This window comes from Brevundimonas bullata (genome assembly GCF_003350205.1).
GTDB lineage: Bacteria > Pseudomonadota > Alphaproteobacteria > Caulobacterales > Caulobacteraceae > Brevundimonas > Brevundimonas bullata.
Window position 1 is genome coordinate 97,874 of the sequence record NZ_QLLC01000003.1, and the last position, 22,442, is coordinate 120,315.

Below are 22,442 nucleotides of genomic sequence, written 5' to 3' on the forward strand. Positions count from 1 at the left end.
TAGAATCCTTCTCCCCTTGCGGGAGAAGGTGGCCGAGCAGCGCGAGGTCGGATGAGGGGTTGTGCGACGTTAAAACAGCCCGCCGTCAAACCTTGGCGAGACCCCTCATCCGTCAGGCTCCGCCTGCCACCTTCTCCCGCAAGGGGAGAAGGGAAGAAGAAGTATGCAAATCGCATCCCGTCTGAGCTATGAGGCGGGGATGATCGCACGCCTTCGTCCCGTTCCGTTCGCCCTTGGGCCTGTCCACTTCGTCGGTATCGGCGGCATCGGCATGAGCGGCATCGCCGAGATCATGCTGAAGATCGGCTATCAGGTGTCCGGCTCGGACGCCAAGGCCAGCGCCAACACCGAGCGGCTGGAGCGCCTGGGCGCCCGCATCTACATCGGCCATGACGCCGCGCACGTGACCGAGGGCGTCTCGGCGGTGGTCTATTCCACGGCGGTCAAGGCCGCCAACCCTGAACTGGTCGTCGCCCGCGAGCGTCGCATCCCTCTGGTCCGCCGGGCCGAGATGCTGGCCGAGCTGATGCGGCTGCAATTCTCGATCGGCGTCGGCGGCACCCACGGCAAGACCACGACGACCTCGATGGTCGCGGCCCTGCTGGACGCGGCGGGCATGGACCCCACCGTGGTCAACGGCGGCATCATCAACGCCTACGGCACCAACGCCAAGGTGGGCGAGGGCGACTGGATCGTGGTCGAGGCCGACGAGAGCGACGGCAGCTTCCTGCGCCTGAAATGCACCGTGGCGATCATCACCAATATCGACCCTGAACACCTGGACCACTACGGCGACTTCGACGCGGTCAAGAAGGCCTTCTGCGACTTCATCGAGGACATTCCCTTCTACGGCTTCGGCGTGGTCTGCCTGGACCACCCGGAAGTGCAGAAGCTGGCGGCCCAGATCGACAACCGCCGCCTCGTCACCTACGGCCTGAACCCCCAGGCGATGGTCCGCGCCGAGAACGTGCAGATGTCGCCCGACGGCGCCCGTTTCGACGTGGTGGTGCAGGGCCAAGGTCTGGCCGCCCTGGACGAGCCGATCCGGATCGAGGGCCTCTATCTGCCCATGGCCGGCTGGCACAATGTCTCCAACTCCCTTGCGGCCATCGCGGTCGCCCGTGAACTGGGTGTGGACGACGACGCCCTGCGCGCCGGTCTGGCCGGCTTCGGCGGGGTCAAGCGCCGCTTCACCACCACGGGCGTCGTCGGCGGCGTGCGCGTCATCGACGACTATGGCCACCACCCGGTCGAGATCGCCGCCGTGCTCAAGGCCGCCCGTCAGGTGGTCCAGTCGGCGGACAACCCCGGCCGCGTCATCGCCGTGGTCCAGCCGCACCGCTACACCCGTCTGCGCGACCTGATGGAGGAGTTCTCGACCTGCTTCTCGGACGCCGACGCTGTCCTGGTCGCCGACGTCTATCCGGCGGGCGAACAGCCGATCGAGGGCGTGGACAAGCACGCCCTGGCCGATGGCATCCGCCGCTATGGCCACCGCAACGTCGCCGCCCTGGAAAACGCCGCCGTCCTGCCGCGCGTCATCAAGGATGAAGCCAAGCCGGGCGATCTGGTCGTCCTGCTGGGCGCAGGCGATATCACCAGCTGGGCCTACGCCCTGCCGGCGCAGCTTGAGGCGCTTGCCTAGACCATTTGCTCCCGCTCATCCCGGCGGACGCCGGGATCCAGTGAGAGCTTCACGACGCGCCTTTGCCGCCCTACATCGGGCAGAACGCCAAACGGCTGGATGCAGCCAAAGAACTGGATCCCGGCGTCCGCCGGGATGAGCGGATTAACAGATGTCCTGGACTGACACCCTCCCCACCGTGCGCGGCAAGCTGCTGCTGAACGAACCGCTGGGCCCCTACACCTGGTTCCGCGTGGGCGGGGCGGCGGACGCCCTCTTTATTCCGGCGGACGCGGAAGACCTGGCCGACTTCCTCAAGGCCCTGCCCGAAAGCGTCCCCGTCACCATCATCGGCGTCGGCTCCAACCTGATCGTGCGCGACGGCGGGGTCGAGGGCGTGGTGATCCGTCTGGCGGGCCGCGCCTTCGCCGCCATCACGACCGAGGGCGAGACCATCACCGTCGGCGCCGGCGCATTGGATTCCATGGTGGCCAAGGCCTCCGCCAAGGCGGGCATCGCCGGGCTGGAGTTCTACGCCGGCATCCCCGGCACCATCGGCGGCGCCCTGACCATGAACGCGGGCTGCTATGGCGCGGAAACCAAGGACGTTCTGGTCTCGGCCTGGGGTCTGAACCGTCAGGGTCAGCGGGTCGAGCTGACGCTGGCCGACTTCGGCTACACCTACCGCCATTCCAACGCCCCGGCCGACATCATCTGGATGGAGGCTGTCTATCGCGGCGCGCCCGACGCGCCCGAGGCCGTCACCGCCCGCATCAACGAGATCACCAGCCGCCGCGAGACGACCCAGCCGATCCGTGAAAAGACCGGGGGCTCGACCTTCAAGAACCCTGAAGGCCATTCCTCGTGGAAGCTGGTCGACGAGGCGGGCTGGCGCGGCAAGCTGCGCGCCGAAACCGGCGGCGGCGCCAAGTTCAGCGAACTGCACGCCAACTTCATGATCAACCCCGGCGAGGCCACCGCCGCCGACATCGAAGCCCTGGGCGAAGCTGTGCGCGCCGATGTCCTGGCCAAGACCGGCGTCCAGCTGGACTGGGAAATCAAGCGCATCGGCCGCCGCTAACCCTCTCCCGGCGGGAGAGGGCTTGAGCGCACGAGAGCCGAAGGCGATCGTTCTTGCGCGAAAGGGTGAGGGGCTAAGGTGTCAGTCGGCGTCCGCCGTCGCGGCGCGGCTTGCGCCGACGGTTGTCGAGAACCCTCACCCTTTCGCCTTGCCAATCGCTGGCGCTCTCGGAGGCTCAAGCCCTCTCCCATCGGGAGAGGGGCTCTACCGCAGGAAGGCGCTTAAATTCCCCTCCGTCCCGCTATCGTTTCCAACCGGTTAACCGTATTCAGGGCATAGGGGCGGGCTAGTAGTCGGATCGTCCCATGCGCGCGCCCCTGAACACTCTTCACGTCGCTGTCCTGATGGGCGGCCTGTCGTCGGAACGCGAGGTTTCGCTGTCGTCCGGTCGCGGCTGCGCCGACGCCCTGGAAGGGCAGGTCGCCAAGGTCACGCGCGTCGACGCCGGGCGCGATCTGGCCCAGGTCCTGACCGCCCTGAAACCCGACGTCGTCTTCAACGCCCTGCACGGCGAATGGGGCGAGGACGGCTGCGTCCAGGGCATCCTCGAGACCCTGCTCATCCCCTACACCCACTCCGGCGTCCTGGCCTCGGCTCTGGCCATGGATAAGGATAAGTCCAAGGCCGTGCTGCGGGCGGCCGGCGTCGTCGTGCCCGGCGGCGGCCTGTTTGATCGCAAGGCGGTGGCGGCGGACCACGTCATTGCGCCCCCCTATGTGATCAAGCCGAACGCCGAGGGCTCCTCGGTCGGCGTCTATGTCATCCAGCCGGGCGACGCGCCCTGCGCCATCGTCGGCGACGACAGCTGGACCTATGGCGACCTGGTCATGGTCGAGCCCTTCATCGCGGGCAAGGAACTGGCCGTCACGGTGCTGGGCGAGGCCGCCGGCCCGCGCGCCCTGACCGTCACCGACATCACCCCGACCAAGGGCTTCTACGACTACGAGGCCAAATACGCGCCGGGCGGTTCCAAGCACGTCCTGCCCGCCGAGCTGCCCGCCCACGTCTTTGACAAGGCTTTACGTCAGTCCGAGCTGGCCCACACGGCCATGGGCTGCCGCGGCGTGTCCCGATCCGACTTCCGTTATGACGATGTTAACGACGTTCTCGTTCTTCTGGAGGTCAACACCCAGCCCGGCATGACGCCGACCTCGCTCAGTCCCGAGCAGGCGGCCTATGTCGGGATGGCGTATCGTGATCTGGTTCGGTGGATGGTGGAGGACGCCTCATGCCCGCGGTAGTGCGTGGCGGTCGGCGACAGGGTTCGACAAAAGGCAAGGGGCAGGGGTCCCGCAAGGCGCCGGCCACGCCGGGCAAGGTCGCCGCCATCGGTCGGCTGGACCTGTCGCCGCGCGCGGTCCTGATCTCCATCGTGGCGGGCGTCGTCGTTCTGGGCGGGGTCCTGGCCACGGGCGCGCGGGCCGAGCGCATCTCCAACTCGGTCTCCAACAAGTTCGACAGCGTCACCTCGGGCATGGGTCTGAAGGTGAAGCAGGTCCACGTCACCGGCGCCTCGCCTGAGGCCCGCGCCGCCATCCAGCAGGCCGTCGGCGTCCGCGCCGATCAGCCCATCGTCAGCCTCGACCTCAACGCCGTGCGCGACCGGGTCCAGGCCGTGGGCTGGGTCAAGGAGGCGCGCGTGGTGCGCCTGTTGCCCGACACCCTGATCGTCGACGTCAAGGAACACGACCGCCTGGCCGTCTGGCAGACCGGCGGCCACGCCTATGTCATCGACAGCCGGGGCCAGGTGATCCAGGGCGCCGACGCCGGTCGCTATCCCAAGCTGCCGCTGGTGGTGGGCAAGGGCGCCGATCAGACCGCATCTGAAATCCTGCCGCTGCTAGTCCAGCGCCCGCGCCTGATGGCCCGCATCGAGGCCCTGGTCCGCGTGGACGAGCGCCGCTGGGACCTGCGGCTCAAGGACGGCAGCCTGATTCAACTGCCCGCCGTTGATCAGGATTCCGCCCTGATCCGTCTCGACGCGCTGGACCAGCGCGAACGCCTTCTCGACCTGGGCTTCGCCCGGGTCGATCTCCGCACGCCCGAGGAGGTCGCCGTCCGGCCCTCCGAAGGCGCCGTCTGAACCAAATATCCAGGACACGATCATCATGGCCGGACGCAGCCGAGACACGAACACGGATCAAGCCAAGGGCGCCCCGCGCGCCCCGGCCGTGGCCGCGCTCGACCTGGGCCAGTCTAAGGTCGCCTGCTTCATCATGAAGCCCGAGGGCGTGCGCCACGCCGACCGCACCATCCGCGTCGCAGGCGCCAGCCATGTCCAGTCGCGCGGCGTGCGCGGCGGGGCCATCGTCAACATGGACGAGGCCGCCCAGGCCATCGGCCACGCGGTCGAGCGCGCCGAGCGCGCCGCCGGCTCGCCCGTCTCCGGCGTCATCGTCACCACGGCCATCGGCCAGATGGCCAGCCACCGCGTCCAGGCCCGCGTCTCGCTGGGCGCCCATCCGATCAGCGACGGCGACCTGGCCCGCGCCATCGGCATGGCCCTGGCTCAGATCCGCCTGCCCAACCGTCGCCCGATCCACGTCCTGCCCATCGCCTGGTCGGTGGACGGGGCGCGCGGCGTCCATGATCCGCGCTCCATGCGCGGCGGCTCGCTGGGCCTCGACCTGCTGGTCGTCTCCATGTCCGAAGGTTCGTTCGGCGCCCTCAGCCACTGCCTCGAACTGGCCCACCTTGACCTGCAAGGCGTCGCCGCCGCCCCCGTCGTCTCCTCGCTCGCCGCGCTGGAAGAGGACGAGATGGAGCTGGGCAGCGTCTGCATCGACATGGGCGGCGGCTCGACCTCGGCGGCGGTCTGGGGCGGGCGCAGCCTGCTGCACATCGAATCGCTGAACGTCGGCGGCGACCACGTCACCGCCGACATCGCGCGCGGCCTGTCGACCTCCAAGGTCGGCGCCGAGCGCCTGAAGACCCTGCACGGCTCGGCCATGGCCAGCGCCAACGAAGACCGCGAGATGCTGGAGGCCCCGCCGCGCGGCGAGGACCCGTCCGCCGGCCCCGTCATCGTCCCGCGCGCCATGCTCAAGACCGTCATCGCCCCGCGCGTCGAGGAAACCCTCGAACTGCTGCGCGACCGGCTCAAGCACGCCGGCGTCGGCATGGACCCAGGCGCGGGCATCGTCCTGACCGGCGGCGCCAGCCAGCTGAACGGCGTGCGCGAACTGGCCGTGCGCGTCTTCGACCGCCCGGTCCGCCTGGGCAAGCCGCAACGCGCGCCCCACCTGGCCGACGCCGCCTCGGGCCCGGCGTTCTGCTCGGCGTCGGGCGTCCTGCTGCGCGCCGCCTACGGCCCGCGCGAGGCGGTCTCCGCCCGCAAGCTCATGTCCCGCCAAATCACCGCCGCCGACGCCCCCAAGGTCCACCGCGGCGGCATGGTCGCCCGCGCCGCCGGCTGGTTGCGCGACAACCTTTAAAACGTCCGCCGGCATGAAGCCCCGACACATAGCGTGTGGGGGATGGTGATATTTGCGGGCTGCAAAACGCCTGCCTGAGAGTGCGCTGAACAGGCCGACCATTTGCGCCCTATGCCCAGGCGTGTCGTCTCCGCCTTGTGACCGGGGCGGTGCAGGTTGGCGCGCGCACCCGAACAGTTCAAATCAACCAGCGTTCGTCGAATTCGTGATCTGACGGTTCCGTTTTCTGAGGGTGCAAGAAGGGAACCGCTTCTCTAGGCATACCGAAGTTATTGAAAGCCATAGTTAGGCGAACAATGTTTGCTGGTGGCCGGCTGTATTGTGTCGAAACTGCTACATATTGTCGTTTAGCGGGCCAATTTTAGCCAATATGCTGGATTTCTTCGTTATTCTGACTAGGGAACACATGTGGCGCTCGGAGCGCCCGAGGCGGACCGCGCCGAGTATCTTTAGTTGGGGTAGTAGAAGTATGAGTTTGAAGCGTAATCACCTGTTCGGAACCACGGTCCTGGCAGGCTTTATCGCCATGTCGGCGCCCGCCGCTGTTCATGCTGCACCTGCAGCGCAGGACCCGGAAGCCACTGAACTGGGTGAGGTCGTCGTCACCGGCTCGCGTATTGCGCGTCCCAACCTCGAGCAGCCGGCTCCCGTTTCCACGATCACCGAACAAGCTATCATCAACTCTGGTACGACGAACCTTGGAGACATCCTAGCTGAACTGCCGGGCATGGGGCGGACTAACACCGTTCGCGCCAACGCCGACAGTGGCGGCGATCTCGTGGGGCTCAATCAGGCCAACCTGCGCAGCTTGGGCGCTGCGAGGACGCTGACCCTGGTCAACGGCAAGCGTCACGTCGGTGGTTCCGCCGGCAGCACCGCCGTGGATCTGAATGCTGTCCCGACGGCTCTGGTCAAGAGCATTGAAGTCGTGACTGGCGGCGCCTCGGCCATCTACGGCTCGGACGCTGTGTCAGGCGTTGTGAACATCATTCTCCGTGACGATTTCGAAGGCGCGCAGATTGGCGCATCCTACGGCATCGGCGACGGTAGTCTGAATGAACGTTGGGCGATTGATGCGACGATCGGCGGCAATTTTGCAGGAGGGCGAGGAAACGTCGCCTTCAGCCTGTTCGCCGACGGTACAAGCCGCGTCATGGCGACGGAAGTTCCCGAGTTGGCTCTGCGTGCCGGTACCGTCCTAAATCCTGATGATCCCACGGGTTTGCCTGGCAACGGCAAGCCCAACCGGCTCTGGGCCAACTATATCGGCAGCGACTGGATCGACGAACGCGGCGTTTTCTTTAACGGCGTCACTGGTGAGGCTTTCGGCTTTAAAGCCGATGGAACTCTGGTGAACCAGCCGGCACGTACCGGCGAGAACAGCGCCGCGTTTGGCTCGTTCGGCGAATATTGCGATACCTGCTTCTTCCCTGACGACTGGATTGTTGTGATCCCGAAGTCGGAACGTGTCGGCTTCAACACGGTCGCTCACTATGACCTGCTACCCAATGTTCGCGCCTATGTGGACGCCAAGTACATTACGTCCAAGTTCGACGACAACTATCAGCCGTCGTTCCGCTTCTTTAGTGACAGTGTCGCCGAAGACAACGCCTTCCTGACGCCTGAGATGCGCGCGGCGGCCGGCGCCGATCTTGCTGCGGGCAACATGTTCGTCAACCGCTTCCTGGGCGACACCAACGGTCGTGCATCCAGCGTTGAACGTACCACGATGCGGATCGTCGGCGGCCTGCAAGGTGACTTCGACGCTCGGTTCGCCGAGATCGACTGGGACCTGTCATACAACTACGGACGGACGACCAACCACTTCAAGTCCTTCGGCACGCTGATCCCCGGCAACTACGCCGCTGCGCTCGATGCTGTTCAAGGACCTGATGGGATTGTCTGCCGTTCGTCGCTTCCGGGTGAAGATCCGGTTGCAGGCACTACGGGCGCACCCTGCGTGCCCTATAATCCCTTCATTGCGCAGAACACGCCTGAAGCGCTCGCCTATGTCACACATGACTCGCAACGCGAGCATAAGCTGACTCAGAAGGTGGTTTCGGGCATCATCTCTTTCGACACCTCGCGCTTCCTAAACCTGCCCGGCGGCGCGATTGGTGTTGCCGGCGGCTTCGAGTTCCGTGAGGAAAGCAGCGCTAACATCAACGACGCCTTCGTCAAGACAGGCTTGAGCGAAAGCGCACCGCAACCCGACGCCATCGGCGGGTTTGACGTTTCAGAATACTTCGCCGAAGTGAATTTGCCGCTTCTGGCGGATATGCCGTTCGCCTACCGCCTATCGGTTGACGGCGCCTATCGCCTAGCGGACTATTCACACTCGGGCGAAGCTGAGGCTTGGAAGGTTGGCTTCCTCTACGCCCCGATCCGGGACGTCTCGTTCCGCGGCACCTATGGTAAGGCCGTTCGCGCGCCGAACATCACGGAAGCCTTCCTGCCGATAACTGCCGGCTTCGAAGACGTCTCCGACCCTTGTGATGTGGCGCGTATCAACGGCAACCCCAACCGCGCCGCCAACTGCGCTCTGGACACCGAAATTCCGCAACTGCCGTGGAATTCAAGCACGAACGCCTCGATCAAAGCGGAGACGGGTGGCAATCCGAACCTGAAGCCGGAAACCTCTGAAAGCTTCACGGCAGGCGTGGTGCTGCAACCGCGTTGGGTTTCGGGGCTGGCTCTGACGATCGACTACTTCAGCATCGAGATCGAAGACGCGATCGCTCAAATCGCCCCCCAGACGATTATTAACAACTGCTACGATTCCCCGGGCGGGCTGGCTGAGCAGTTCTGCAGCATGTTCGACCGCAACACCGATCCGAATAGCAACTTCTTCGGTAATATCAGCATGCTTCGCAATCAATTTGTGAACACGTCGAAGCTGGAGACGAGCGGATGGGATATTAATCTGTCCTACGCCGCGAGCCTGGATAATTGGGCTGAGAAGGTCTCGTTCCTCAACTGGGCTCAAGGCGATCTGGGGATCAATATGAAGGCCACCCACCTGGAGAAGTATAATACCTTCCAATTCCAGGACCGGCCTGACGTGATCAACATGAACCGCGGCGAACTGGGCAACCCGGTTTGGCGCCTGACGTCCAGCGTCAACTGGACGCGCGGCCCGCTGCAACTGGGTTGGGAAGCTCGCTTCGAAGACGAAGTCGCGACGTACGAGACCACCCGGACTCTGAACCCCTCTGCTGCGGAAAGCACCAACATTCCGTACATCGGCGCGAAGGTCTATCACGACTTCATCGCCCGTCTGCGTCTTGAGGGCGGTGTCCTCTATGCGAACGACACCGAGCTCTACATCGGCATCAACAACGCATTTGACGTGCGACTGCCTTACAGCGTCGGGTTCGACAGTTCGCAATATGAGCTGTTTGGCCGCCAGATCTTTGGCGGGGTGCGCATCAGCTTCTAAGGCTGACGCTGCCGACTAATGGGGAAAGGGGGTGCCCGTCGGGCGCCCCTTTTTCTTTGGTTGAATGTGGAAAAATCCAGCTACGCTTGGATTCGAAGCCTTTCACAGACTCCGACTCATAGTAGGTCGGTAACACTCCGTTAACGCAAAAGGGGTTTTCCTTAACGCGCTCATAACCAATGCGATTCGGCGGGGATTTCGCACTGGGGTTAACGGGCAGGGTCGGAAAGTTCGGAACAACAATCATGTCTCTCTCGCTGGTGAAGCCGCAACACACGGAACTGAAGCCCCGGATCGTCGTCTTCGGCGTCGGCGGCGCGGGCGGGAACGCCGTGAACAATATGATCGACGCCGGCCTTGAAGGGGTCGAGTTCGTCGTCGCCAACACCGACGCTCAGCATCTGAGCTTCGCCAAGACCGACCGTCGCATCCAGCTGGGCGAGACCATCACCCAGGGCCTCGGCGCCGGCGCCCACCCCGAAGTCGGCATGAACGCCGCCGAGGAAAGCGCTGACGAAATCCACGCGCACCTGGACGGCGCGCACATGGTCTTCATCACCTGCGGCATGGGCGGCGGCACCGGCACCGGCGCGGCCCCCGTCATCGCCAAGTGCGCCCGCGACCGCGGCATCCTGACCGTCGGCGTCGTCACCAAGCCCTTCACCTTCGAAGGCCGTCACCGCATGCGTCTGGCGGACTCTGGCGTCGCCGAGCTGCAACGCTACGTCGACACCCTGATCGTCATTCCGAACCAGAACCTGTTCCGCGTCGCCAACGAGCGCACCACCTTCGCCGACGCCTTCGGCATGGCTGACCAGGTCCTCCACTCGGGCGTCCGTTCGATCACCGACCTGATGATCCTGCCGGGCCTGATCAACCTCGACTTCGCCGACGTCCGCGCCGTCATGTCCGAAATGGGCAAGGCGATGATGGGCACGGGCGAGGCCACGGGCGACGACCGCGCCCTGCTGGCGGCTCAGAACGCCATCGCCAACCCGCTGCTGGACGAGACCAGCCTCAAGGGCGCCAAGGCCGTGCTGGTCAACATCACCGGCGGTCTGGACATGACCCTGCTGGAAGTGGACGAGGCCGCCAACGCCATCGCCGCCGAAGTGGACGGCGACGCCAACATCATCTTCGGCGCCGCCTTTGACCCGGCCCTGGACGGCAAGATCCGCGTCTCGGTCGTCGCCACCGGCATGGATGAGGCCGTGATCCAGAAGATCGAACCCCAGGGTTCGGCCTTCTCGGACCGTCGCCCCAATACGACGATGGCTCCGCGTCAGCCCGAAGTCCGCATCGACCCGGTTCGCGAAACGGCCCGCGCGCCCGAGCCGGCCCCGGTCTATGAGGCGCCCGCCGCCCGCTCCGCGCCCGAGCCGCGCCCTGAGCCGGTGATCCACGACGCGCCCCGCAATCTGGAGCCGATCATCGATCCGTGGGTCGAGGAATACGAATCCGGCGCCGTCCGCGCTCAGCCGGCGGCCGCTTCGGCCGAGCAGGGCGACCTCTACTTCGACCGCGGGCAGCAACAGCAGCCGCAAGCCCGTCCGGCCCCGCGCCGCGAAGAGCCGGTCGCTGAAGAAGAATACTACGACGACCGCGATCACCGCCGCAGCGGCTGGAGCCTGTTCGGCAAGAAGCGCCAGCAGCCGCAACAGCAGCAGCCGTCCTACGCACCGCAGCCGTCGTCGAACCGCACGACCCAGCAACTGCGCCAGTCCCAGTCGGCCCAGCCGACCCAGGAGTATCAGGCCGGCCACGCTGAAGACGACGACCTGGAAATCCCGTCCTTTCTTCGCCGCCTCGCGAACTGATCGGACCAAACGCTGATCGAAACGCCCCGGAGCCTGGCTCCGGGGCGTTTTGCTTTGTGGCGCTACACGGTCGGCTGTCGCCAGACCGAAACATTTCGAAACCCATCTTTCATTTCGCGCTTGAGCCGTCGTGGTTAAACGACAGACGAGGCGAACTCCGCACCCGTTGCGCGGAGCCGCGCAACACAGAGAGCTTCCCCTTGTCGGTCCGTAACGACCATCACGAACAGACCATCGTCGCCCCGGCCATCTGCGCCGGCGTCGGCGTTCACACCGGCCAGCGCGTCAAGCTGGTCGTGCGTCCGGCCGCGTCCGGGACGGGCATCACCTTCGTGCGCACCGACATCACCGACCGCGACAACCGCATCCCCGTCTCGGGCGAGGCTGTCGTAGACGCCCGCCTGAACACCATGATCGAGAACGCGGCGGGCGTGCGCCTGTCGACCATCGAGCACCTGATGGCCGCCCTGTGCGCGCTGGGCGTGTCCAACGCCGTGATCGAGGTCGACGGCCCCGAACTGCCGATCCTGGACGGCTCGGCCCTTCAGTTCGTGCAACTGCTGGACCGCGCCGGTTTCCGCCGTCAGGAAGCTCCGGTTCGCTACATCGAAATCCTCAAGCCGGTTCGGGTGGAGGAGGGCGACAAGTCCGCCGTCCTTCTGCCCTGCGACCGCTATGAGATGCGCTTCGAGATCGACTTCCCGACGCCGGTCATCGGCAATCAGGTGGTGGACTTCGTCGTGGACGAGGCGACCTTCCGCTCGGATATCATGGCCGCCCGCACCTTCGGCTTCGCCCACGAGGTCGAGGCGCTGCGTCAGGCCGGTCTGGCGCGCGGCGGCAGCCTCGAAAACGCCGTGGTCATCGACGGCGACGAGATCCTGAACCCCGGCGGCCTGCGCATGGAACGCGAATTCGTGCGCCACAAGGCCCTGGACGCCATCGGCGACCTCTACGTCCTCGGCGCCCCCCTGCTGGGCCGCTACGAAGGCGTCAAGGCCGGCCACGCCCTGAACAATAAACTGGTCCGCGCCCTGCTGGCCCAGCCCGACGCCTGGCGCGAAACCACCCGCGTCTTCGACATGGCGATGGCGGGCTAATCACGCTTTCCTCCCCATTTCATGGGGAGGTGGCGCGGCGCGTTAGCGACGTGACAGAGGGGGCGTCTCGACGTCAGCCCTCTGTGTCGCCCCCTCCACCGCTACGGGGTCCCCCTCCCCATGGAATGGGGAGGAATGATCAGGTGAGCGCAATCGTCGAGATCAACCGCCCGAAATCCGGCTCCCTCGCCAGAAACGCCCGCCGGTTCGAGTAGAACCGCACCGCGTCCGCGCGTGTATCGTCGCCAGTCCAGGCGGCGTCGCCGACGCCGGCCTGCTCGAGCCGCCACAGGACAAAGCCGGGCAGGTCGAACAGGCGCTTGTCCTCAGTCGCGCCGGGCGCGAAGAACCGTTCGCTGCCGGGGTCGTGGTGGGCGAAACGGTCCTGATAGTCGGCCCCGACCTCATAGCTGGCCTGAGCGATGCAGGGGCCGACCACGGCGACCATGCGCTCGGGCCGCGCGCCGAGGGCCTCCATGGCCGCCACCGTCGAGTGGATGATCCCGCCAAGCGCCCCCTTCCAGCCCGCGTGGGCCGCGCCGACCACCCCGGCCTCGGCGTCGGCGAACAGGACCGGCGCACAGTCGGCGGTCAGGACCGAAGCGATGGGGCCGCGCACGGCGCTGACCACGGCGTCGCCCTCCGGCCGTTCGCCATTCCAGCCGGCTTCGGCCACGCGGGCCACGGCGGAGTGGATCTGATAGCAGCCGCACAGGTCGTCCAGTCCGCCGCCCATCCATTCGGCGACGCGGCGGCGGTTCTCGGCCACGGCCGCCGGATCGTCATTCGAACCGACGCCCGCGTTCAGCCCGGCGTAGATCCCCTCCGACACGCCGCCCTCGCGGGTGAAAAAGCCGTGGCGCACCCCGGCCTTGTCGAGCAGGGGGTGGGTGATGGGGTTCAGGCTCATGCGGCCTCCAGCGACGAACGGGCGGCGGCGACAGCGGCTTCGACCGCCTTGCGCGCCTGGGGGCTGTTCTTCCAGCAGGTCGAGCCGACACTGGCGGCGGCGCCGGCGCAGACGACGGCGGGATCGGCCTGGGCCAGGCGTTCAAAGCCGCCCAGGCCCTGTTCCTCCAGCCTCTCGACCACCTTGGGCCCCACGCCCTTTACGGACAGAAGAATGGCCCGTTCCTGCTCGGAAAAACGCATCGTACACTCCCTGCGGACACAGGCCGCAGTCCTCAGAAACCCGGCAGGGCCAGCGAACGGGGCGAGAAGATCGCCGCCGCCTTGAACAGTTCGCCCATCTGGTCCGGCGCGGTCAGGCGGTCCAGCTGGCGCTGGATAACCGGGGCGGCGTCGGGGCGGGCCTGCATCAACTTCTGGGCGCGGGCTTCGATCCCCAGGGCCTTGAGGAAGGCGCCCTGGCTGACGCAGCCGGTAACGTCGGCGCCGCTGCGCACGGCGGCCTCCAGCACCAGCGGATAGTCGGCCCACTGCGTCAGGTCGGCCTCGCCCGGCGTCGACAGCGGGTCGACCTTCTGGTGTCGTCGCAGACCCTGCAAGGTGTCGCCTGCGCCCGGTTTGCTGCGGCCATAGTCTATCAGCAGGGCAGCGCCCGAGGCCGCCTTGACCAGCGCGGCCAGGTCGCGCGCAAAGGCCGCCTGCTGTTCCGAAATCTCGACCACCTGGCCCGGCTCGACCTCGTACTCGGGGCGCTCGAAGCCGCCGGAGATGGCGACCAGGCCGAAGGTCAGCTCATTAGCATCGGTGACGCCGACGCGGCGCTCGGCCCAGCCGCCATCGGTCTTCATGAACTGGCGCGCGGGCATGCAGTCCAGCACCTCGTTGCCGATCAGGATGACGGGGGCGTCGGTTTCGATCTGGTGCAGGGCGCTGCGCCAGCGCGGGTGAACGTCGGCGTCGGCCAGCCGCCGCGCCTGTTCGGCCCGTAGCGGCGCGCTGGGCTCGATCAGGATCAGGTCCACGGCCTCAAGGAAGCCGGGGACCAGCCGCGCCGCCCGCAGCACGTCGGACATCAAGGTCCCGTCGCCCGGCCCGACCTCGACCAGCCGCACCCGCTCCGGCGCGCCCAGGCGGCTCCAGACCTCGATGGCCCACAGACCGATCAGTTCGCCGAACATCTGGCTGACCAAAGGCGCGGTGATGAAGTCGCCCCCTTCGCCCAGCGCGGGCCGGGTCGAATAATAGCCGCCCTTGGGGGCGTGCAGGCAGCGCGTGACATAGTCCGCCACCGTCATCGGCCCGGTCAGCACGATCTCGCGGACCAGCCGGTCCTTGAGCGTCTCCGCCATGATGCCTTACGCCTCCGCCACGACCGGCTTCTTCAGCGCCCGCCAGATCAGCCAGGCGCCGACCAGCATCATCGGGATCGACAGGATCATGCCCATCGTCAGGCCCAGGGGCAGGTGCTCCAGACCGGCGTCCGGCTGACGCACGTTCTCCAGCGCGGCGCGGCAGACGCCGTAGCCCAGCAGGAACAGGCCGGTGACGAAGCCCGGATGCTTCAGCATCTTCCACTTCCAGATCGCCAGCGACAGGATGATCAGCAGCAACAGGCCCTCAAGCCCGGCTTCATACAGCTGGCTCGGGTGGCGGGGTTCGTTGCCGGCGGGGCAGAAGCCGTACATCTGCTCGATGCGGGCGTTGCAGAAGCGGATGGCCCAGGGCACCGTCGTCTCACGGCCCCACAACTCGCCGTTGATGAAGTTGGCGATGCGCCCAAACAGCAGGCCGACCGGCGCGACCGGCGCGATCAGGTCGCCCAGGCTCAGCGGATTGATCTTCTGGCGGTTGGCGTAGAGGGCGATGGCGACGACAACGCCCAGGAAACCGCCGTGGAAGCTCATGCCGCCGGTCCATAGCTGCAACAGCTCCAGCCGCTCGCCCCAGCTGTCGCCGGTGAACAACTGGGCGAACATCGCCGGCTTGTAGAAGAGGGCGTAGCCGAAACGCCCGCCCAGGATGACGCCCAGCGTGATCCACAGCACCAGGTCGTCCAGTTGCGGTCCCGTCACCGGCGGCTTGCCGGGCGACCACAGCCGCTCCGTCTTGGCCAGGCGCGAGGCGTACCACCAGCCCAGCACGATCCCGGCGACATAGGCAAGGGCGTACCAGCGGATGGGCAAGGGGCCGAGATGGATCAGAACAGGGTCGAATTCGGGGAAGGGCACAGGGCCTCCGTCAGCGCCGTTTGGGACCGAAAATCTCTAGCAAGAGAGACTGCATTCGTCGCGCGCTTTTCCAGCGAAGCAGTTTATAGCCGGTTCGGACGGAAAGGTTTCGTTCACCCAATTTAAGACGCCATTAACCATATACTGGTGCGGCAGAGACGCGAGATTTCATCATGCAGACGCGCAATCCGATCCTCGACGAGTTCGCCAAGCTGACCACCGGCGCCATGGGCCTGGCCCAGGCTGCGGGCGACGAGGCCAAGGCCGCCTGGCGCGCCCAGACCGACCGCTTCGTCGCCGAGATGGATCTGGTCCGTCGCGACGAGTTCGACGTGCTGAAAGACGAGATCGCCGCCCTGCGCGCCGAGATCGCTGAGCTTAAGGCTCAGAAATCGCCCGCGAAAAAAGCGTCGAGCGGAACGTCCACAGCTGCGGTGCCTGACGCCGATACAGCCGGTTGAGCCGAATCTCCGAACACGTTTACCGTTCGTTTGCAGGTCGTGAGTCGCGACCCCTGAGTAAGAATGTGAATCCCTGATGGATGCAGCCCGACCCGAAGAGGTCGACGTTCCCTACGACCCCCTGGATGTCGTGGAGCATGTCCTCAACGCGGAGAACCTGCCGTTCGACCGCACGGACGACGGCGACCTCGCCTTCGCCCTGGCCGGCGACTGGAAGGACTATGAGCTGTGGTTCGCCTGGCGTCCCGAGGGCGACTGCCTTCAGCTGTGCTGCGCCCTGGATCTGCGGGTCATGAAGACGCGCCGCGCCGCCGCCTATGAACTGGTGGCGATGATCAATCAGCGCACCTGGCTGGGGCATTTCGAGGTCTGGCCGGACGAGGGCGAGATCGTCTTCCGTCATTCGCTGGCGCTGCCGCACAGCGAACGCCCGACCCTGGCCCAGGCCGCGTCCATGATCGACGCCGCCATCGAGGCCGCCGACCGCTACTACCCCGCCTTCGACTTCATGGTGCGCGGGTCCAAGAAGCCGCAGGAGGCGATCGACGCCTGCCTGTTCGAAACCGTCGGCACCGCCTGACATGGCCAAGGGCGGGAAGATGGGGCCTGTTGTCCTGCAAGGCGTAGGGCGGCTGGGCTCGGCCATCCTCGAAGGCTGGCTGAAGACCGGTGCCGTCGATCCCGCCGACCTCATCATCCTGACGCCCTCCGAAAAGCCCGCTTCCGAGGCGGCGCGGGCTCTGGGCGCGCGCATCAATCCGCCGCTGGAAACGCTGAAGGACGCCCGCGCCTTCGTCATCGGGGTCAAGCCCGCCAAATGGTTCGAGGCCTCGCGCCCCATCCTGCCGCATCTGGCCCCCGACGCCGTGATCGTCTCGGTCATGGCCGGGGTGAAGGGCGAAACGATTTCCGCAGGCTTCGACGGCCGCTCTGTCGTGCGCATCATGCCGACGACCGGCGTGGCGAAGGCCCAGGGCGTGGCGACCATCTGGGCCGCCGATGACGCCGCCCGCGCCGTGGGCGAGGCCCTGTTCGCCCCCATCGCCGAGACCGTCCATCTGGACGACGAAGCGGCCATGCACGCCGCGACCGCCGTCTCCGGCTGCGGTCCCGCCTACTTCTTCGCCTTCACCCGCGCCCTGGCCCAGGCCGGGGTCGCGGAAGGCCTGACGCCAGAGGCCGCCGTGCGGCTGGCGCGCGCCACCCTGCGCTCCGCCGCAGCGGGCGTGGAAGGCGCCGAGGCCCTGGACGCCCTGATCGACCGCGTGGCCTCGCCCGGCGGCGTGACCCAGGCCGGTCTTGTGGCCCTGAACGCAGACGGCGCCCTCGACCGGGCGGTCGAGAGCGCCGTTCAGGCGGCTGTGGCCAAGTCGACCGAGCTTAGCGGCTGACCCTTAGCGCCTAGCCCCCTAGCGAACGACGTAGCGCCCTTCAGCCAGGTTGCGCGCCAGCCGGTTGAACGCAGTGCCGGCGTCCTGCCAGGTGCTGTAGCCGCGCACGTCAGCAAGATTGGTCGAGTAGTAGTCGTACTTGACCGGCTGAACTTCGCCCGAAGCGGTCGTGATCGTGCCCTCTATGGCGGCGCCGCCCAGCGAGATGCTGCGCATCATGTCGAGACCGGGCTTGAGGGCGGCCTGCTGCATCGTCGGACGGTTCGGCTTCAGGTCAGTGATGACCAACTCGATCCGGGCGCCGTCCAGAGCCTGTTGCGCGTTCAGGACGCGTTCGACGGTGCGGGCCAGGTCATCGGCCTGCTGCTGGACCTCACGCTCGCCCAGTTCAGCGGCGGTCTTGGCGAAGTCGGGGCTGACCTTGACGACGACGGCTGACGGTTGAGCGGCCACAGCGCCGGCCAGGGCCATAGCGGCGGTGAGCGGTGCAAGGAATGCGAAATGACGCATGATAGGTCTCCTGATCCAGGCCCCCCTGGAACAGTGGCAAGATGGTCCTGATTTTACAGTCACGCTAGAGGCCGCGAAGATTTATCCCGGCAGGCGGATTGACGCCTTCAAGCCGCCCAGGTCGCTGCGGCTCAGGGTGATGTCGCCGCCGTGACCGCGCGCCACGTCGCGGGCGATGGCCAGGCCCAGACCCACGCCCTTGCTGTTCTGATTGCGCGAGGCGTCCAGCCGGGAAAAGGGCCGGAAGGCCTCTTCGTGCATGTCCTCGGGGATGCCCGGACCGTCGTCCTCGACCGCGATCTCCAGCCCGCCGGAGGGCAGGGGGCGGGCTGACAGCCGCACATGCTCGCCATGGACGGCGGCGTTGCCGGCCAGATTGTTCAGGGCGCGGCGGAAGGCGAGGGGGCGCAGCTGGGCGTCCAGTTCATCGGGCGTCTCGACCGTGACCTCGGCGCCGGCGCGGCGGGCGTCCTCGGCGGCGCGGCGCAGCATCTCGGGGACCGACACCGCCTGGATCGCTTCACCTGCCTCGCCGCGCGCAAAGGCCAGGTATTCGTCGATCATGTGCTCCATCTCGTCCAGATCGCCCTTCATCGCCTCGGCCCGCTTGAAGGGCGGGGCCAGGGCCAGTTCGAGGCGCAGACGGGTCAGGGGCGTGCGCAGGTCGTGGCTGACCGAGGCCAGCAGGGCCGTGCGCTGCTCGATATGGCGCTGGATGCGGGCGCGCATGTCCAGGAAGGCGCTGGCGGCGGCCCGCACCTCGCGCGCGCCGTGGGGCTTGAAGCGCGGCACGGTCTCGCCTCGACCAAAGGCCTCGGCCGCGTCGGCCAGACGTTCGATGGCCCGTACCTGATTGCGGATGAACAGCACCGCCACTCCCAGCAACAGCACGGTGGCGACTGTCAGCCACAGGACGAAGATGTGGGCCTGGGTCGCCACGGCCCGTTCGCGCGGGGCGATGACGCGCAGCACCCCGCCCGGCTCCTGCACCCGGATATCGACATAGGCGGGATAGCGGGTCGTATCGTACCAGAAGGGCTGATCCAGCCGCGAGGCCAGGGCCTTCTCCAGGGTCCGGTCGACGACGCCCAGCGCCCCGCGCCGCTGTTCCTTGGGCAGGACGGCGCCTTCCTGAAACGCGATGGACAACTGCATCGACCGTTCGGCCCGGTCGGCGATGACGGTCAGGTTCTGCGGCGTCGGTTGGTCGCGATAGCTCTCGGCGGCCCAGGCCACGTCCCCGGCCAGGCCTTCGGACAGGCGCGCGGTCACGGCCTGCCAGTGGGCGTCGAAGAAGGCCCAGGTCACGGCCCCCTGCATGATCAGGACCGGCAGGACGATGATCAGCAGCGACCGCCCCCACAGCGAGGAGGGCAGGCGGCGCTTGATCATCCGCGCCCAGACGTTGAAGGGCAGCAGCCTCATTTTAGGGGCCTGGATAGGGTGTGCAATCGTGTTGCTATTCTCACGTCATTCTCGGGCCCGTCCCGAGAATCCAGAAACACGCCGCTCGATAGTGAAGCTCGTCGCTTCGACCCGTCGAGGTCGCGGTTCTGGATCCCCGGCACAAGGCCGGGGATGACGGCAGAGGAGAGCGAGGGAGCGAGAAGCAAAGCCCTCAATCCGGGGCCAGCATATAGCCGACGCCGCGCACGGTCTGCAGATAGCGCGGGTTCTTGGGGTCGGCCTCCAGCTTGCGGCGCAGGCGCGTCACCTGGACGTCCACGGCGCGCCCGGTGATATCGGCGGTGTCGGGCGACAGGTTCATCCGCTCGACCGGCGAATGGGCGTGGATGGCCAGGGTCTTCAACAGTTGCGCCTCGGCCTCGGTCAGGCGTTGCAGCACGCCGTCGCGGGTCAGCTCCAGCCGCTCCATGTCGAACACCGCCGGTCCCATGTGGATTTCGCGCGGCGTCAGCGGCTTGCCGCCGGTGCGGCGCAGGATGGCCTCGATCCGCAGCGCCAGCTCGCGCGGATCGAAGGGCTTGGACATATAGTCGTCAGCCCCGCGTGACAGGCCCTCGATCCGGTCGTTGGGGTCGCCCTTGGCCGTCAACAGCAGGACCGGGGTCTTGGACAGGGCCGCCTGGCTGCGGATCCAGGTGGTCAGGTCGAACCCGCTCTCGCCGGGCATCATCACGTCCAGCACGATCAGGTCGAACTCGATCAGCTCCACCAGCCGTCGCGCCGCGCCCGCGTGGGCGGCGCCGGTGACGCGATAGCCCTCGCGCGCCAGGAACTCTTTCAGCAGTTCGCGGATTCTGTCGTCGTCATCGACCACGAGCAGATGGCGACCCGTGCCGGGTGCTGCGACGGGGCCGGAACGGCTGGAAGAACGGGTGTCAGTCATGCTTTGGGCGATCCTGCCGAACGCAAGGCGTTGACGGCGGCGGGAGAGAAGAGTGTAACCGGATCACATCCCCGGGAGACGTTATTCAATGGCCTTCGTTCCTTTCGACGATCGTGACGGCTGGATCTGGTTTGACGGCGCATTCGTGCCCTGGCGGGACGCGAAAACGCACGTTCTGACCCATGGCCTTCACTACGGCTCGTCGGTGTTCGAGGGTGAGCGTATGTACGGCGGCGAAATCTTCAAGCTGACGGCGCACAGCCAAAGGCTGAAACGCTCGGCCGAGCTGCTGGACTTCGACATTCCCTACAGCGTGGCCGAGATCGACGCGGCCTGCAAGGAAACCTGCGAAAAGAACGGCCTGAGCGAGTGCTACATCCGCCCGGTGGCCTATCTGGGCGCCGAACAGCTCAGCGTCTCCTCGCTGAACAGCAAGGTCCACCTGGCCATCGCCGCCTGGGAATGGCCCAGCTATTTCGACCCCGAGGTCAAGAAGAAGGGCATCCGTCTGGAGTGGGCCAAGTGGCGCCGCCCCGACCCGGCCACGGCCCCGTCGACGGCCAAGGCCGGCGGCCTTTACATGATCTGCACCATGTCCAAGACGGCGGCTGAAAAGCGCGGCTTCGCCGACGCCATGATGCTGGACTGGCGCGGCTATGTCGCCGAGGCCACCGGCGCCAACGTCTTCTTCGTCCAGAACGGCGTCCTGCACACGCCGCGCGTCGACCACATCCTGGACGGCATCACCCGCCAGACCATCATCGAGATGGCCCAGGCCAAGGGCATCGAGGTCGTGGTCCGCGACATCCTGCCGGAAGAACTGTCCAACTTCTCGGAATGCTTCCTCACCGGCTCGGCCGCCGAGGTCACGCCCGTCAGCGAGATCGGCGACTACCGCTTCACGCCCGGCGACCTGTCGCTGACCCTGATGGACGACTACGGCAAGCTGGTCCGCGGCCAGCTGTAAGATGGATAGCCTTTCCTCCCCACGCGTGGGGAGGGGGACCGCGCAGCGGTGGAGGGGGCGACTCGACATCGGGTGGTCGAAGCGCGTGATCAGCTGACGGCGCCGCCGCCCCTCCGTCTCGACCGCCTTGCGGTCGAGCCACCTCCCCATGGAATGGGGAGGAAGAAAACTGCGATCAGGCGGAGGGCTCACCCTCCGCCTTTTTCTTGCGCGCCGCCTCGGCGGCTCGGCGCTGCGCGGCGCGTTTCTGACGCCAGCGCCACCCCAGCCACGCCAGCGGCGCGAACACCAGCAACAGCGGCAGGGCCCCGGCCAGCAGCATGATCAGCGCGCCCAACGTCGACATGAACAGATAGGCCGCCTGGCCCAGGGCGTCGGTGACAGGCCTCAGGGCGCTGTCGGGCGCCAACTGCCCCGCCGCCCGATAGGTCACGTCCAGCTTCGAGGTCTGCACCCGCGTCCGCATGACCGCCAAAGCCGAACGCGTCGCGTCCAGTTCGCCCTGCACCCGCGCCAGTTCACGCTCGACCTGCAGCAGTTGCTCCAGCGGGCCGCTGCGCGTGGCCAGAAGCTGCTGCAGCCGGTCGCGCAGGGTCTCCATCGCCCGCATCCGCGCCTCTGTGTCGACCAGTTGCCGGGTCAGGTCCTCGCTCTCGACGGCCTGTTCGGCCACCCGGCCGCCGACCCCCTTGGCCTCGCCGTCCAGCGCCGCGCGGAAACGGGCGACGTAGGCGGGCGTGGCGCGCATCTCGAGGCGGGCCTCAACGGAATCGCGACCGACCCGGCTGGAGTTCGAACCGATCACCTGACAGGCCGACGCGCCGGCGGCTGTGCAGGCCTGTTCATGCTTCGCCATGAGGCGCGTCGCCGCTTCGGCCGGAAGCTCCAGCCCGAAGCGATAGGCGTAGGCGATGCTGGGCGCCACAACCGGCGCAGCGCTGCTGGTCGCGGCCGTCGGCGCTGAAGCCGCCGCATCGGCTGGCGGCGCCGCCTCCATCAGGGCCACGTCCACCGCTTCGTCGGCGTACTGGCGCGACCCGTCCTGACACCCCGCGAGCAGGGCGCTCGCCGCCGTCGCCCAGATCAGTTCCTTGCGCATCCGACCTCTCCCCATTTGATGACGTAACGGCG

At 66.9% G+C, this 22,442-nt stretch carries 20 protein-coding genes; 12 read left to right on the forward strand and 8 right to left on the reverse strand.

Features of this window, described 5'->3' with window-relative positions:
* The first annotated feature begins 199 nt into the window (after positions 1-199).
* From murC to lpxC, 8 genes are all read left to right on the forward strand, one after another.
* Positions 200-1,645, forward strand: coding sequence for a UDP-N-acetylmuramate--L-alanine ligase (gene murC / locus DXK21_RS02320; protein ID WP_114816220.1), 1,446 nt, complete (start codon positions 200-202; stop codon positions 1,643-1,645).
* A 151-nt stretch (positions 1,646-1,796) separates the two neighbouring features.
* Complete coding sequence (gene murB, locus DXK21_RS02325) at positions 1,797-2,705, forward strand: UDP-N-acetylmuramate dehydrogenase (protein WP_114816169.1); 909 nt, start codon at positions 1,797-1,799, stop codon at positions 2,703-2,705.
* A gap of 305 nt (positions 2,706-3,010) precedes the next feature.
* Positions 3,011-3,946 (forward strand): D-alanine--D-alanine ligase, encoded by a 936-nt coding sequence (locus tag DXK21_RS02330; protein ID WP_114816170.1) that lies wholly within the window; start codon positions 3,011-3,013, stop codon positions 3,944-3,946.
* On the forward strand, positions 3,934-4,788 hold the full coding sequence (locus DXK21_RS02335; RefSeq protein WP_114816171.1) for a cell division protein FtsQ/DivIB: 855 nt from the start codon (positions 3,934-3,936) through the stop codon (positions 4,786-4,788). Before DXK21_RS02330 ends, DXK21_RS02335 begins: the two co-directional genes overlap by 13 nt.
* Positions 4,789-4,813: 25 nt before the next feature.
* The gene (ftsA, locus tag DXK21_RS02340) at positions 4,814-6,139 is read left to right on the forward strand and encodes a cell division protein FtsA (RefSeq protein ID WP_105563928.1); all 1,326 of its coding nucleotides are present in this window, start codon (positions 4,814-4,816) and stop codon (positions 6,137-6,139) included.
* Between the two features lie 475 nt (positions 6,140-6,614).
* Complete coding sequence (locus tag DXK21_RS02345; RefSeq protein ID WP_162790558.1) at positions 6,615-9,578, forward strand: TonB-dependent receptor domain-containing protein; 2,964 nt, start codon at positions 6,615-6,617, stop codon at positions 9,576-9,578.
* Between the two features lie 245 nt (positions 9,579-9,823).
* Complete coding sequence (gene ftsZ / locus DXK21_RS02350) at positions 9,824-11,395, forward strand: cell division protein FtsZ (RefSeq protein WP_114816173.1); 1,572 nt, start codon at positions 9,824-9,826, stop codon at positions 11,393-11,395.
* Between the two features lie 200 nt (positions 11,396-11,595).
* Positions 11,596-12,495 carry a UDP-3-O-acyl-N-acetylglucosamine deacetylase gene (gene lpxC, locus DXK21_RS02355; protein WP_114816174.1) on the forward strand — a complete coding sequence of 300 codons (900 nt, stop codon included), beginning with the start codon at positions 11,596-11,598 and terminating at the stop codon, positions 12,493-12,495.
* A 139-nt stretch (positions 12,496-12,634) separates the two neighbouring features.
* On the opposite strand, the gene DXK21_RS02360 is transcribed toward lpxC, so the two are convergent.
* The 4 genes from DXK21_RS02360 to lgt are packed head-to-tail and all read right to left on the reverse strand — an operon-like array spanning position 12,635 to position 15,632.
* Positions 12,635-13,405, reverse strand: a complete 771-nt coding sequence (locus DXK21_RS02360) for a purine nucleoside phosphorylase YfiH/LACC1 family protein (protein ID WP_114816175.1) — start codon at positions 13,403-13,405, stop codon at positions 12,635-12,637.
* Positions 13,402-13,647, reverse strand: coding sequence for a helix-hairpin-helix domain-containing protein (locus DXK21_RS02365; protein ID WP_114816176.1), 246 nt, complete (start codon positions 13,645-13,647; stop codon positions 13,402-13,404). Before DXK21_RS02365 ends, DXK21_RS02360 begins: the two co-directional genes overlap by 4 nt.
* A 32-nt stretch (positions 13,648-13,679) precedes the next feature.
* Positions 13,680-14,753 (reverse strand): class I SAM-dependent methyltransferase, encoded by a 1,074-nt coding sequence (locus tag DXK21_RS02370; RefSeq protein WP_114816177.1) that lies wholly within the window; start codon positions 14,751-14,753, stop codon positions 13,680-13,682.
* 6 nt (positions 14,754-14,759) lie between these two features.
* Complete coding sequence (lgt, locus tag DXK21_RS02375) at positions 14,760-15,632, reverse strand: prolipoprotein diacylglyceryl transferase (protein ID WP_114816178.1); 873 nt, start codon at positions 15,630-15,632, stop codon at positions 14,760-14,762.
* Between the two features lie 173 nt (positions 15,633-15,805).
* Here lgt and DXK21_RS02380 point away from each other — a divergent pair, with 173 nt between their 5' ends.
* The 3 genes from DXK21_RS02380 to DXK21_RS02390 all read left to right on the forward strand — a co-directional run bounded on the left by DXK21_RS02380 (position 15,806) and on the right by DXK21_RS02390 (position 17,484).
* Positions 15,806-16,093: an accessory factor UbiK family protein gene (locus tag DXK21_RS02380; RefSeq protein ID WP_114816179.1), complete on the forward strand. Its 288-nt coding sequence runs from the start codon at positions 15,806-15,808 to the stop codon at positions 16,091-16,093.
* A gap of 76 nt (positions 16,094-16,169) precedes the next feature.
* Complete coding sequence (locus DXK21_RS02385) at positions 16,170-16,673, forward strand: type III secretion system chaperone family protein (protein WP_114816180.1); 504 nt, start codon at positions 16,170-16,172, stop codon at positions 16,671-16,673.
* 19 nt (positions 16,674-16,692) lie between these two features.
* A complete protein-coding gene (locus tag DXK21_RS02390) occupies positions 16,693-17,484 on the forward strand; it encodes a pyrroline-5-carboxylate reductase family protein (RefSeq protein ID WP_114816221.1) in 792 nt (263 codons plus the stop codon).
* An 18-nt stretch (positions 17,485-17,502) separates the two neighbouring features.
* Here DXK21_RS02390 and DXK21_RS02395 read toward each other — a convergent pair whose 3' ends face one another.
* The 3 genes from DXK21_RS02395 to DXK21_RS02405 form a co-directional block, all read right to left on the reverse strand.
* Positions 17,503-17,994 carry a hypothetical protein gene (locus tag DXK21_RS02395; protein ID WP_114816181.1) on the reverse strand — a complete coding sequence of 164 codons (492 nt, stop codon included), beginning with the start codon at positions 17,992-17,994 and terminating at the stop codon, positions 17,503-17,505.
* Positions 17,995-18,075: 81 nt separating this feature from the next.
* Positions 18,076-19,419 carry an ATP-binding protein gene (locus DXK21_RS02400; protein WP_114816182.1) on the reverse strand — a complete coding sequence of 448 codons (1,344 nt, stop codon included), beginning with the start codon at positions 19,417-19,419 and terminating at the stop codon, positions 18,076-18,078.
* A 193-nt stretch (positions 19,420-19,612) separates the two neighbouring features.
* Positions 19,613-20,344, reverse strand: a complete 732-nt coding sequence (locus tag DXK21_RS02405) for a response regulator (RefSeq protein WP_114816183.1) — start codon at positions 20,342-20,344, stop codon at positions 19,613-19,615.
* An 88-nt stretch (positions 20,345-20,432) separates the two neighbouring features.
* On the opposite strand from DXK21_RS02405, the gene DXK21_RS02410 reads away from it, so the two are divergent.
* A complete protein-coding gene (locus DXK21_RS02410) occupies positions 20,433-21,311 on the forward strand; it encodes a branched-chain amino acid aminotransferase (RefSeq protein ID WP_114816184.1) in 879 nt (292 codons plus the stop codon).
* Between the two features lie 175 nt (positions 21,312-21,486).
* Here DXK21_RS02410 and DXK21_RS02415 read toward each other — a convergent pair whose 3' ends face one another.
* Positions 21,487-22,410 (reverse strand): DUF4349 domain-containing protein, encoded by a 924-nt coding sequence (locus DXK21_RS02415; RefSeq protein ID WP_162790559.1) that lies wholly within the window; start codon positions 22,408-22,410, stop codon positions 21,487-21,489.
* Positions 22,411-22,442: the final 32 nt, after the last annotated feature.